Origin of the sequence: Paenibacillus paludis, from assembly GCF_042610515.1 — a bacterium.
Taxonomy (GTDB): domain Bacteria; phylum Bacillota; class Bacilli; order Paenibacillales; family Paenibacillaceae; genus Paenibacillus_AQ.
In genome coordinates, this window is record NZ_JBGJZP010000002.1 from 75,836 (window position 1) to 88,442 (window position 12,607).

Consider the following 12,607-nt stretch of genomic DNA (forward strand, 5'->3'; position numbering starts at 1 on the left):
ATGAACAAGATTAAAGTGCTAGTTTCAACAAAAAGCACCTCTGCTGTCAGAGGCGCTGTCATGCTGGGTCAAGCGTTTACTGTTTTTCGACAGGAAGCCGCAGCGTAAAGGTTGTCCCCTCGCCAAGCTTGCTGTACGCGGTAATTTGCCCTTGATGCGACTCGACGATATTTTTAACGATCGCCAGTCCCAATCCCGTTCCCCCGGATTCCCCCCGGACACGCGCTTTATCTGCCTTGTAGAAACGTTCGAAAATATAAGGAAGATCCTCCGGCGCAATGCCGACTCCTTCATCCCGGACTTCAATCCCCAGGTAACGGCGGCCCTCCAGAATCACTGTGCTGGTAACAATGGTAATGTGCTTCCCTGCGGGTGTATGGCGGAATGCATTGTCCAGCAGATTTGTCAGAACCTGCTCCAGCTTATCTTCGTCAGCAGCCTTAAGGAGCGGTATATCGCCAGACTTGGTCAGCTCCAGATGAATCTCCCGTTCCTTGGCCCGTACGGAAAACTTGCGGTATATGCGTTCCAGCAGCTCATCCATATCCACCTGCGCCTTGGCCATATCCGTATGTCCTGCCTCCATGCGGGCAAGATCCAGCAAATCCTTAACCAGCCGTCCCATACGCAGCGATTCGTCATGGATAACCTGCACCAGCTCGCTGCTCTCCTCCGGCGAGGAGGCCATGCCATCCAGCAGCGCCTCGCTGTAGCCCTGCATCATCGAGAGCGGTGTGCGGATTTCATGCGATACGTTGGCCACAAAGTCCGTGCGCATTTTCTCCAGGCGCACCTCTTCAGTCACATCACGCAGAACCGCTACAGCGCCGCGGATATTCCCTTCTGAATAGAGCGGAGCCATATGAACCGACCAGACTCCCTGGCGGACATGCACATTAGAACGCTCGTCGCTTCCCTGTCTCAGCGTGCTAAAGAACAGCGGGCGTAGCGGCGGCGGTACATCGCCTGAAGCAACCGCATCAGGATCAAGCTCAGAATCGCTTTCCTGCTCGTGGTCTAAATCCTTCCAGGCCTGAAGCAGTTTTTGGCCGTGCGGGTTGGTCAATATAATCCGGCCTTCGATGTCAAACGTGATGACGGCATCACTCATACTGCGCAGAACACTCGACAGATGGCCCTTCTCGTGGTTCAAACTGCGGATATTCTCCTCCAGCTCTTCAGCCATATGGTTGAATGAAGTGGCCAATTGACCAATTTCGTCGCTCGTCACAAGTGTCAGCCTTGTCCCGTATTCACCCTTGCGGATATTGTTGGCCGCTTCAATGACCTGCTGCATCGGCTGGGTAATCTTAGTAAATAAAAACAAGGCAAAAAATGTCGTCAACGAGAACCCGATCATACAGGCATACATGAACAAACGTTTAATCGCCCCGGAATTGGCGAAGTTGCTGTCGATATAAGGCAGCAGAGACAGCCCCACCGTAATGAGCACGACAGCAACCAGACAGATGATCGTGATCCACAGCTTGCCGACAAGACTTCTCCAGAAATTCACTTATTTAGGTACCTCGAGCTTGTAGCCTACGCCCCATACTGTGGTGATCATCGCTGCTGATTCCGGTGAAACTTTATTCAGTTTCTCGCGAAGCCGTTTGACATGGGTATCCACTGTACGTAAATCTCCGAAAAACTCGTAATTCCACACATCCTTAAGCAGCTCTTCGCGCGAGAATACCTTGTCCGGCGAGATAGCCAAATAATGCAGCAGCTCGTATTCCTTCGGGGTCAGGCTTACTTCCTGGCCGCCTGCAGTTACCCGGTGTGCATCATGCTCAATAATAAGATGCGGGAAAACGATATTGTTGCTGGAATTGCTCTCTTTGGATAAAAAGGCCGTTGCCGAAGAACGGCGCATAATGGCCTTGACCCGATAGATCACTTCTCGCGGGCTGAACGGTTTAACCACATAATCGTCTGCACCCATTTCAAAGCCCTGAACCCGGTTGATTTCCTCGCCCTTGGCGGTCAGCATCAGAACAGGAGTAGATTTGACCCCTCGGAGTCTCGTCAGCACTTCAATCCCATCGATGCCCGGCAGCATGACATCCAGCAAAATAAGGCCGTAATCATTGGCCGTTGCTTTGCGCAGAGCAATTTCGCCGTCTTCCGCTTCGTCGATTTCGTAGCCTTCTTTTTCAAGGTACATCTTTAGCAGGCGGCGAATGCGCTCTTCGTCATCCACCACCAGAATTCTATTCAAATGCTCTGCCATTTCACAACAACCCCTTCATCAAATACAGTAGAACGTTATCTTAAAACCAAGTGCTGCGTTAGTAAACAAAGTTGCTCAGTCCGTCCCCGCATAAGAATGAAGCCCGGCGATGACCAGATTAACGCCCACCAAGGTGAACATTACGACCAGAAAGCCGAGTACGGCGAGCCACGCGGATTTGCGCCCTTGCCATCCGCGGGCCAGCCGCAAATGGAGATAGGCGCTGTAGAACAGCCAGGTGACGAGAGCCCACACTTCTTTGGGATCCCAGCCCCAGAATCTGCCCCAGGCTACTTGAGCCCAGATCATGGCAAATATCAGCGCACCCAGTGTAAAAATCGGGAATCCAATGGCTATAGCCCTGTACGTAATTTCGTCGAGATCATTCTCAGCGATTCCGTCCAGTACCGGGTGTATGGCCTTGCCTAGCGGCTTGCGGACAATGAGGCGCAGGAGTCCATAGATAAGCGCGCCTGAGATCAGCGACCAGATAACCGTGTTGAATTTCCGTCCCGCATTGACACCATTCATCCATGAAGGCGCTTCGAAGAGAGGCTCCTTCATGCCAAGAAACGACTGGAATTGCTCAATTTCGCTATGATACGGCGCCACAATCGGCGGCATTTTATAGCTCACTCTTTCTATTGTACTATCTTCCTGCCCGGGGCTGTCAATCGTAACGTTGGAACGAACGAAAACAGTTTCGTATCCGGCGCCGCGAAAAGCAAAGACGCTCCCGAGAAACCCTATTATAACAATGATCGAAAAGAGAGTAAATTCGACCAGCCGCTGCTGCTTGCGGTCGCTCCGCTCCGCGCTGTCGAAATTCACTGTGCGCAGCAGATACATCAGACCGGCTGCGAAGCCGACTGCGAAGAATGATTCGCCCAAGGCAGCCAGGGTAACATGAATGTTCAGGTAGATGGATTTCAATGAAGGTATCAGCGGCTGAACCTCCTGCGGAAATACTGCCGCATAAGCCATAACGATGATGGAGATCGGTACCGCAAAGACGCCGAGAATGATCTTGCGGTAGATGGCGAAGATTACTGTGAAGGCAACCATCACCATCATGGATAAAAAGGTCATGAACTCATACATATTGCTGACCGGAATATGACCCGATCCCATCCAGCGGGTGATGAAATAAGCCATGTGGCAAATGAGGCCCAAAGAGGAAATTATAAACGCAATTCTGCCCCAGCGCGCGGTATGCTCTTCCGGTTTTCTGCCGGACCACCTGCGCCCCATAATAGCGATTGTGAACAACATAAACGCACCGCTGTATAAGAAAAATGCGATGATAAAGACATCACTGCTGAAATCGAGCAAGCTCATGCCATGCCTCCTCCGTTGTCCAATGATTTTTCATCGACTGTCATGTCTATCTTCTTCAGAATAGAAACGATCTCACGGCGGAAGCCGAACCAATTCTTGTTCGTATGGCCACCCAGTACAAGTTCTCCGTTCTCCAGCGCCAGCCAGATGCGTCTATGCTGCCAGTAGAAGCCAAGCACGAGCCCAAGCATTACGATCCCGGCACCGATCCAGACAAAGGGCATTGCACGGTCCACACGCACATTGAGGAAGGAGGTGGACTCTGCAAAATCAACATCGCTCATGCTCTTCACTTCAAGCTCCAGAAACCGGCTGCCGCCTCCCAGCTTATCGTTGATCGTCTGCTGCTGGAACTGATCCTTGTCAATCGCCTTCGGAAAATAGAAATATTGCTGCCCTTCCGCCGGCAGGTCCGGCCCCGTAATCAGAAAAAGGAATGCAGGCGCATTCGGATTTGGCGATTTGGATACCGGCTGCCCCTCCTCGTTCAGACCGAAATCCATATATTTCTCTTTCAGCTCCAGGGTGTAGGGACCGACCTGAAAGGTGCGCTGAGAGTTCTTCATCTCCAGCTTGAACTTGCCGAATGCCTCACCCGTAGCTGAATTCACCAGCTCAGGCTGTACAGAGCGCAGTACAGGGGTCAGGTCATAATCAAACTGATACGCTTTCAAACCTTTGTAGCTGAGCGGTGAATTCACACGGATATCATGGGAGGTCACCTCTGCGAGCTGCGGCTCCTTCGAAGGATCGACACAATCGGCGGTGCATTCATAAAGCTTAGCCTTTGTCTCATACAGCTTCGGCAGCACTTTCCTACCGCGGAATTCCTCAGGCATTTCTGCTTCCGAGTAAAATTCCACTGTAAACTTCTCATTGAGTAAATAATAAGTGGTATCCGGAATCCTAGTCATTTCCCCTTGCGGAAAAGCGAGATGCTGATCCATATTCAGCCCCGGCAGTCCTCTCGCCAGTACGGCAAGCAAAAAAATAATCAGGCCGATATGTATAACATAGGGTCCCCAGCGGCTGAAACGGTGCTTCTCTGCCAGCAGAGCGCCACCCTCTGTCCTTACACGGTAGCCTTTTTTCTTAAGCGGCTCTACAATTCCGGCCACCCAAGTCTCCGGGTCTTCCTGTACACCAGTGACCAGAACAGCCTTTTGGCGGGTCAGAAACTGCCGGTGCTTGCGGATCTTCTGGCGGGTCAGCGCCTTGTACAGCGGAAGTACACGGTCCAGGCTGCAGATCACCAGTGAAGCTCCGATCATTACCAGCAGGGTTACGAACCACCAGGATTCATAGGTGTGCGAAAGGCCGAGTCTATAATAAATATTCCCGGCTGTTCCGTACGTTTCTTTGTAATACGTTGAGGCATCAATGTTCAGAAAAGTGCTCTCCTGCGGGAAAATCGTACCCAGCATGGAGCCCAGCAGCGTCAGCACAATCAGGTAAATCGCTATTTTGACAGAGGAAAAAAAGTTCCACACACGGTCGATCACTCCGGGATTCACACGCTGTGAACGGCGGGCAACTCCATCGTAGCGCATTTCAAGATTCTCTACCGAGGAACTTCCCTTCTCCTCCAGCGGCTTGCCACAGGCTTCGCACAGAACGGTACCTACCGGATTCTGATGCCCGCATTCGCATTTGGTATTGCTGATCAGCGGCGTCCGTTTCTTCATTCGTTCACCAGCTTTCCGATCTGGGACTCCAGCGAGTTCAGATCCAGCTGTCCGATATGAATGCTGTCCACTTTGCCCTTCTTATCAATAAAGAAGGTGGTGGGCAAGGGGGATACGCCATAGCTGCGGACGGCATCCCGTCCGGTGTCCATGACAATCGGGAAATCAATTTCGACAAGCTTAACAAAATTCTCCACTGTCATCTGATCCTCGCCGACGTTAACCCCCACGACCACTACACCTTGATCTTTCCATTTCTCCCACTGTGCCTGCAGAGCAGGCATTTCCTTCACACAAGGGCCGCACCACGAGCCCCAAAAATTAAGCACAACCGATTTGCCCTTGTACTCTTCGAGCGTATGGGTCAAACCGTCTAGTCCCAACAGTTCAAAGGACGGCGCCCTTCCGCCCTCCCGGGGTTTTCCGTCTCCTCCGAATACGGAGGAACCGATTGCATAACCTCCAAGCAAAAGTATCAAAAACAGAATTACGATTTGAATCGGCTTTCTCGCTTTGCCCACACGCGAAGCCCCCTTCTGTGACGCAACTCATACTTTAGTTGTTAGGTGTGAACATCCTATGAACATTATACCGAATATTGTCACAGTTTTAGGAGGGGGAAATGTGAACTTTATGTGTCCTTGCGTGTCGTATTTGCTTTTAGCGCTCCAGCCTTGGCCATTTGCTGCAAATGATTGATTTCATCTTTGGTCAGGTGGCGATAAGAGCCGCGTTTGAGATTTTGCAGCAAAATATCCCCGAAGGAAATCCGCTTCAGACGGATTACAGGATGAGAAATTGCTTCAAACATCCGCCGTACCTGACGATTGCGCCCTTCATGAATCGTAATGCTGATTACGGTTTCTTTGTTGACTTCATCCACATCTTTGTATTCGACTTCCGCCGGAGCGGTCATACCGTCCTCCAGCTTAATGCCTGCCTTCAGCTTGTCCAGTGCAGTACCATGCGGCACACCCTTGACCGTGGCCAAATACGTCTTCGGTACATGGTGCTTCGGATGCGTGAGCAAGTTGGCAAACTCGCCGTCATTTGTCAGCAGCAGTAATCCTTCCGTATCATAGTCCAAGCGGCCTACAGGGTATACGCGCTCATTAATGCCCTTCAGGTAATCCGTTACCACCTTGCGGCCCTTGGGATCAGATGCGCTTGTAATGACACCTTTGGGCTTGTTAAACATAATGTAAATCTTGTTCTCTCCCCGGATCAAACGCCCGGAAACTTTAATAATATCTTGTTCGGGGTCCACCTTCGTGCCAAGCGTAGTTACGAGTTCCCCGTTGACTTCCACTTTACCGGCCAAAATCATTTCTTCACACTTGCGTCTGGACGCAACACCTGCTTGCGCCAATATTTTCTGTAATCTTTCCATTTTCGACTACTCACCTCAGGTTAATGATAACCATCAGAGGCATAAATCACAAGTTCATTCCATGGAAAAAATGCTCCGGGACAAGAATTGCTGTGTGGTTCCACCAGCAAAGGGGAAATGTGGTAACGGGCAGCCAGCTCCAGAATCAATTTACCTGCTGCAAACAACTGCTCTTTGCGCCCCGGAAGCGGCGGAACACTGTCTTCCGCCCCGAAATCCCCTTCGAGACAGACGTGGATATAATCCGGATCTGTCAGCAGCGGGGCGGCATAAATCCCCCCGTCTGCCCCGACCCAAAAGTCAAAGCCCTTGCCGTTAATGGACGGACAGCGGGAATGATGCAGAATAAAACCTTTATATTCCATCCCATGTGGCCTCCCTCCGTATTGCTGCAATAGCATATGAAGTGGAGGAGAGCAGGGTGAGAAATTGGTGCTAATTTTCGCGCCGCAGAGAAATCGTCCGTTCATAGCGAACAGTGCATGCGAACATAACATGATTTGCATGTAAGGAATTAGTCATGTAAATCGATTGTTACGAAGGCGTGGCCACCTTAGGCTTAAAAGGACAGCAATAACACTATATCTAGCAATGGAGGAATACGTATGTTGATTAAAAGATCATGGAAAATCCGAACGCTCACGGTTGCATCTGTACTTGGGCTGCTGCTTGGAGGGTCCCTTCCAGTGTCTGCCGCACAGCCGGCGGCGAATCCGCTGCCATACGCGCATGAGATTAAATCACTGACAAGCGGGGATTACAGCGATCTTTCTTTCCTGAAGCCGCTGCTGAAGGACAAGACGGTCGTTAGCCTTGGCGAGAACTTTCACCGGGTAGGCGAATACGCCAGCATGAAGACGAGGCTGGTAAAATATTTGCATGAGGAACTGGGATTTGAGGTCATCGCTTTTGAATCAGGTCTGGCTGAAGCTTCCGTCGTTAACGATGTTGCTGATGAATTAACCGCAGCAGAGATGATGGATAATTCAATATTTGACGTCTGGAAATCCGCAGAAACCCTGGAGCTGTTCAACTACATGAAACAATCGCGCCAGACGGACAAGCCTTTACAGCTGGCCGGATATGATATGCAGTATACCTCCCCATTGTTTGCAGTGGCTACGCGCAGTTTCATTTCCAAGGTGAATAAGGACTATGGCAAAGCCTTTATGGACTTTGATAATGAAGCCATTAAAACCTATTTTGGGCTGACTGAACAATACGCTCTGGAGAACAAGAGCAATCCAGTTTACCAGCAGCAAATAGGAAAAATCATACAAAAGTATGTTCCTAAATATAAAGAATACATCAGGTACATCCAGGAACGCCGGCAACAGTTCGACGCCTTATATCCCAGTGCCCCACACACGACAGATACGATTCTGAAAGGACTGCAGGACCGGGTGCAATTTTTCACGCAAGGGCAGGTAGCCAATGTGCGGGAAGTTTATGAGGCCCGGGACAGAATAATGGCTGAGCATGTGGAATGGCTGATGAAGGTCAGATACCCCGGCAAAAAGATCATTCTGTGGGCCCACAACGACCATTTGGCTAAAAACACCTCGGACATGCGCATCTTCGAGCAAGGGAAATGGCAGAACAGCTTTACCAGCATGGGCGAACTGCTGCATCAGAAGTTGAAGGATAAGATGTATGTAGTCGGTTTTTATATGAATAGGGGCAAAGCAGCTAATCTTACAACATTGAAGGAATTCTCTATCGGGCCGATGCCAAAGGGAACCTTGGAAGGAAGAATCATGCAAAGCGGATACTCCCGTACTTTCGTTGACCTCACGAAGCATACCCAAGCAGACGCAGGAAACAAATGGATGTTTCAATCTCTATATGCTGCAGAGGACGGGCTCACCAGAGTGGTCATTGCTCCGATGGTGATGAAATTCGTTCCGAAGGAACAGTTCGACGGCCTGATTCTCATTGATAAAGTATCTCCGCCAACACGTGCCTATTAAGCAGACGATCCGGCGGCACCCGGTTGCCTGCTACCCAAACACCAGCAGGCATACGGCGATGGCAGCGATAAAACCAATGACGTCTGAGAACAAACCGACTTTAAGGGCATAGCGGCCGTTGCGGACACCCACAGCGCCGAAGTAGACGGTCAGAACATACAGTGTCGTATCTGTACTGCCCTGGATCGTGGAGGCGATCATCCCGATCAGGGAGTCCGGGCCATGGACACGGATCAGGTCGGTGGTGTAAGCGAGGGAGCCTGTCCCGGTCAGCGGACGCAGCAGGCCGAGCGGCAGCACTTCCGGCGGCACGCCCAAGCCTTTGAGGGCTGGGGCGATGAAGCCCATGAAGAAATCCAGCGCACCGGAGGCGCGGAACACGCTGATGGCGACAAGCATGCCGACGAGATGCGGGATTATGGCAATCGCCGTGCCGAAGCCGTCTTTGGCCCCTTCCACAAAGGACTCATAGACTGGAATCTTGCGCGAATAGGCGTATAGCGGGATAAAGGTTATCAGGACCGGAATCGCCCAGGCCGAGATGAGGCTGATTAGCTGGAACACGGAAGCTCACCCTTTCAGTGAAGAATGCGGAAGCGCTGTGCTGCCTCTGGCTGAATCGCCGGACTTTACCGCCGGCGGTTTCGGCGGCCTGCGCATTAGAGTCAGCCGGCGGAACAGCCTGTCGGCGGCGATGGCAGCTATCGTCGCCACCGCAGTCGCCGCCAGCGTCGTACCGACGATGCCGGCAGGATCGGCTGAGCCGTAGTTGAGCCGGATCGCTATCAGCGTAGCCGGGATCAGGGTAATACTTGCCGTATTCAGCGCCAGCAGGGTGCACATCGCCGGGGTGGCGGTCTCCTTGTCCGGATTCAGCGTTTGCAGCTCCTGCATCGCCTTGATGCCCATAGGGGTTGCGGCATTGCCAAGGCCAAGCAGATTGGCGCTCATATTGGAAAGGATATAGCCGATCGCAGGATGGCCTTTCGGAACATCGGGAAATAGAAAGGAGACTACGGGTCCGAGTACCTTGGCGATTTTCCTGAGCAATCCGGCATCCTCGGCCACCCGCATAATTCCGAGCCAGAAAACCAGCACGCTGATTAGGCCGAAGCTTACCGTAACCCCGCTTTTGGCGCCGTCAAACACGGCTGCTGTAAACTCGTCCATCCGCCCGTTCACAGCGGCAAATACGAAGCCGATCAGAATCATTCCGAGCCAGATTCCATTAATCATGATTATCCCCCCGCTGAAAAAGTGCCCGCAGCGCACTGCCAAGCGCCTGCAGCCAGTTCCCCGCCGGATAAGCAGGGGCTAGGGCCGCGCTGTACTTCTTGGTATAAGCCGACTGTTCCGGGGGAAGCTGCTCCGGCTCATAAACAGGTACCCGGCCGATTTCCTGGCCGCCCAGCTGCAGGACTAGCACGCCTTTTAAGCCAAAATCACTGCTGCGCGCCTGTTTCGGCACAGCTGCTTCCCGTTTCAGCTCAAGCTTGGTAAACAGCCTCGCCTCTTCTCCCTGGCCAAGAGGGTAGGCAAAGGATTTACTGGTCACGTAGCTGTAACCGCTGATCCCTTCGCCGCGTTCGATTAACGTTTTGAGGGGATAATGATTGAAACCGAAATTCAGCAGGGATGCATGGTCATTCCAGTCGTTTCCATCGTTGATTGTGACCGCAACCAGCTGCTGTCCGTTTCTTGTGGCAGAGCTGACAAGGCAGCGCAGCGCTTTTTTGGTATAGCCTGTCTTTACGCCGTCTGCTCCTTCATAGAGCCGCAGCATTTTATTTTTGTTGCTCCATTTGTAGTCCCATTTCTCATAAGGATTGTCCGCCGTCTTCTCCTGCGTCTTCACGATTTCCTTGAATACAGGATTGTGGAGCGCATAGGCGGTCAACACTGCCAGATCATTGGCACTGGAATAATGGCCTTCGGCATCCAGACCATGCGGATTGGCAAAATGACTGTGGGTTAAACCAAGCGCCTCCGCCTTCTGATTCATCAGATAGACAAAACCCTGTTCAGAACCGCCGACATGCTCGGCTATTGCTGTTGCCGCATCATTTCCCGAACGCAGCATCATCCCGTACAGCATATCCTCCAATTTCATTTCTTCCCCTTGCTTCAAAAATAGTGAAGATCCTTCCTTCGCAAAAGCGTTTTTGCCTACTTTGACCTTGGAGGTCAAATCCCCATTTTCTATAGCCACTATGGCAGTCATAATTTTGGTCAGACTGGCGATCAGCATAGGCTCATCTCCCCTGCTGCTGTACAGAAGCCTTCCGGATTCCACGTCAATCAGCGCCGCAGCCCTGGCATGAGTGGAGATGGAGCTGTTTTCGGCCCGGAGTACAGGCAGCGGACGCAACCCAACTAGCAGCAGGCACAATATCAGGATCAAAGTCGATTTAAAAGTTAATCTCTTCATGTTCATCCTCCGGCTTCTTTCTTCTCAGTTCTTAAGTCAGGTTAAGGTTCGGATCACGCTATGTTGTACAAGTGTATGCAGCATGACGGACAGGTATGTCCCTCTCTTAAGTCCTCTCTATGTATGAGGATCGGACACCGGCTACGTAAATCTCAAAAAAAGGGATACCGCCCCGGTAAGGCGATATCCCTGATTTCTCCGCTAGTGTGTCGATGAGTTGCTGGCTGCAGGATCTGTTTTAACTGCTGGCTTTGCAGCAGGGGCACCTACAACTTCCGCCCCGACAGGAGCACCATTTTGGAACATATTCTGGATTTTGTCGATCAGCGCTGGTGTGGCGTCGATGATTTTCTCGAACAGATGGGTTTGATTATCAAGCGGCACAATATGCACGCCTTCCCTGCCCACTACGAGAAAAGCGATCGGACGAATGGATACACCGCCCCCGCTACCGCCTCCGAATGGAAGCATTTTAACGCTGGAGCCGCTGCCGTTCACACCCGGCGCATCATCCTCCACCCGGAAGTCGCTGCCCCCTGCGGCAAAACCAAATGCCACTTTGCTGATCGGCAGAATGACGCTGCCATCCGGTGTCTCTACAGGATCTCCGACAATTGTATTAACATCCACCATGCCTTTGATATTTTCCATCGCGGTCTGCATCAGACCTTGAATCGGATGGTCACTCATATTATTATCCTCCTTTAACTTCTAGGGAAATACTCTTTCTTCCACAGCGTATATCATTCCCATATCACTACATTTGTATGTAAGTCGTTTCTATCTTCCGGGCAGTTGGAGCTTCCCTTACTGTTTGTGGCTCAATAGCTGTTTCCACCGGGCCAGTCCCCCCTTCACTTTAGTGATCCGGCGCAGCAGCAGTATTCCCGCGTAAAGGGTGTAGGCTAAGGACAGTTTGCCGGCACATACTGCCTCTGTGGAGTAGCACAGCTCATCGCGGAACACCGGTGCGACAAACAGACGCGGAGCGTGCTGCAGCCGGACGAATTGCGAAACCCAGCCAATAAGGCTCCATTTCATTCCCCACAGAGCCCCCGCTGCTGTTGCTGTATAGGCTGCATCGCCAAGCGAAAAATCCGTCGACCAGTCGAGCTTTGATATTTTGACATGGGCCATCAGCCCTTTCAGCCACTTGTTCAACCCCCGGGTCGCCCGCAGCGCTGCCTTTAGATTATCGATCCAGCCTGACACAGCCTCCTTGTCAATTTGCTCCTCTTTATCGGCATCCTTCTTCACGGGTGCGATCCCGCTTTCTTCCAGCTTCACCCTCACTCCCCGCTCCATACCCTCATATACGAGTGCTGGCAGTTCATAATGAAACTTAACTAACCCAAATAAAGCCTTAATATCAAATTCCACCCGGTCATCCTTGCCAAGTCTGCACAATCGGAAGTGAAAATGAATGGAAGAAGACAGGACCAGTACAATGACAACCAGCAGAAGAGCCAAAGGTATAACAAGCCATAACGTCACGGATTACCCTCCAAGCATCCTTATAATAGGAACCTTTGGTTTAGTATGGCAAACTTGGCTGGAAAAAAT

Annotated in this window: 13 protein-coding genes; 1 reads left to right on the plus strand and 12 read right to left on the minus strand. The window is 51.5% G+C overall.

Translation table 11 applies throughout. The features are described from left to right. Window positions 1-76 precede the first annotated feature (76 nt). From ACAN56_RS03660 to ACAN56_RS03690, 7 genes are all read right to left on the minus strand, one after another. Complete coding sequence (locus ACAN56_RS03660; RefSeq protein ID WP_379140541.1) at window positions 77-1,516, minus strand: ATP-binding protein; 1,440 nt, start codon at window positions 1,514-1,516, stop codon at window positions 77-79. Further along, on the minus strand, window positions 1,517-2,233 hold the full coding sequence (locus tag ACAN56_RS03665; protein ID WP_020427515.1) for a response regulator transcription factor: 717 nt from the start codon (window positions 2,231-2,233) through the stop codon (window positions 1,517-1,519). It abuts the gene before it with no gap. Window positions 2,234-2,308: 75 nt separating this feature from the next. Then, window positions 2,309-3,571, minus strand: coding sequence for a cytochrome c biogenesis protein CcsA (gene ccsA, locus ACAN56_RS03670; RefSeq protein ID WP_379140544.1), 1,263 nt, complete (start codon window positions 3,569-3,571; stop codon window positions 2,309-2,311). Further along, window positions 3,568-5,256 (minus strand): cytochrome c biogenesis protein ResB, encoded by a 1,689-nt coding sequence (gene resB, locus ACAN56_RS03675; RefSeq protein ID WP_379140546.1) that lies wholly within the window; start codon window positions 5,254-5,256, stop codon window positions 3,568-3,570. The genes ccsA and resB overlap by 4 nt, the downstream gene beginning before the upstream one ends. Continuing rightward, complete coding sequence (gene resA, locus ACAN56_RS03680) at window positions 5,253-5,777, minus strand: thiol-disulfide oxidoreductase ResA (RefSeq protein ID WP_038594589.1); 525 nt, start codon at window positions 5,775-5,777, stop codon at window positions 5,253-5,255. The genes resB and resA overlap by 4 nt, the downstream gene beginning before the upstream one ends. Window positions 5,778-5,887: 110 nt before the next feature. Beyond that, window positions 5,888-6,646, minus strand: coding sequence for a pseudouridine synthase (locus tag ACAN56_RS03685; RefSeq protein ID WP_038594591.1), 759 nt, complete (start codon window positions 6,644-6,646; stop codon window positions 5,888-5,890). Between the two features lie 20 nt (window positions 6,647-6,666). Next, window positions 6,667-7,011: a peptidoglycan recognition protein family protein gene (locus tag ACAN56_RS03690; protein WP_038594593.1), complete on the minus strand. Its 345-nt coding sequence runs from the start codon at window positions 7,009-7,011 to the stop codon at window positions 6,667-6,669. Between the two features lie 240 nt (window positions 7,012-7,251). Here ACAN56_RS03690 and ACAN56_RS03695 point away from each other — a divergent pair, with 240 nt between their 5' ends. Next, window positions 7,252-8,616, plus strand: a complete 1,365-nt coding sequence (locus tag ACAN56_RS03695) for an erythromycin esterase family protein (RefSeq protein ID WP_379140549.1) — start codon at window positions 7,252-7,254, stop codon at window positions 8,614-8,616. A gap of 30 nt (window positions 8,617-8,646) precedes the next feature. Here the strand turns inward: ACAN56_RS03695 and ACAN56_RS03700 are convergent, their stop codons facing one another. From ACAN56_RS03700 to ACAN56_RS03720, 5 genes are all read right to left on the minus strand, one after another. Next, the gene (locus ACAN56_RS03700) at window positions 8,647-9,180 is read right to left on the minus strand and encodes a spore maturation protein (protein WP_340897403.1); all 534 of its coding nucleotides are present in this window, start codon (window positions 9,178-9,180) and stop codon (window positions 8,647-8,649) included. Between the two features lie 6 nt (window positions 9,181-9,186). Then, window positions 9,187-9,852 (minus strand): nucleoside recognition domain-containing protein, encoded by a 666-nt coding sequence (locus ACAN56_RS03705; protein ID WP_038594599.1) that lies wholly within the window; start codon window positions 9,850-9,852, stop codon window positions 9,187-9,189. Beyond that, window positions 9,845-11,050, minus strand: a complete 1,206-nt coding sequence (locus ACAN56_RS03710) for a D-alanyl-D-alanine carboxypeptidase family protein (protein ID WP_379140552.1) — start codon at window positions 11,048-11,050, stop codon at window positions 9,845-9,847. Before ACAN56_RS03710 ends, ACAN56_RS03705 begins: the two co-directional genes overlap by 8 nt. Before the next feature lie 195 nt (window positions 11,051-11,245). Next, window positions 11,246-11,734, minus strand: coding sequence for a GerW family sporulation protein (gene ytfJ / locus ACAN56_RS03715; protein WP_379140554.1), 489 nt, complete (start codon window positions 11,732-11,734; stop codon window positions 11,246-11,248). Window positions 11,735-11,851: 117 nt separating this feature from the next. Next, entirely contained in the window at window positions 11,852-12,538 is a 687-nt protein-coding gene (locus ACAN56_RS03720; RefSeq protein WP_038594605.1) for a DUF2953 domain-containing protein, read from the minus strand. Window positions 12,539-12,607 lie beyond the last annotated feature (69 nt).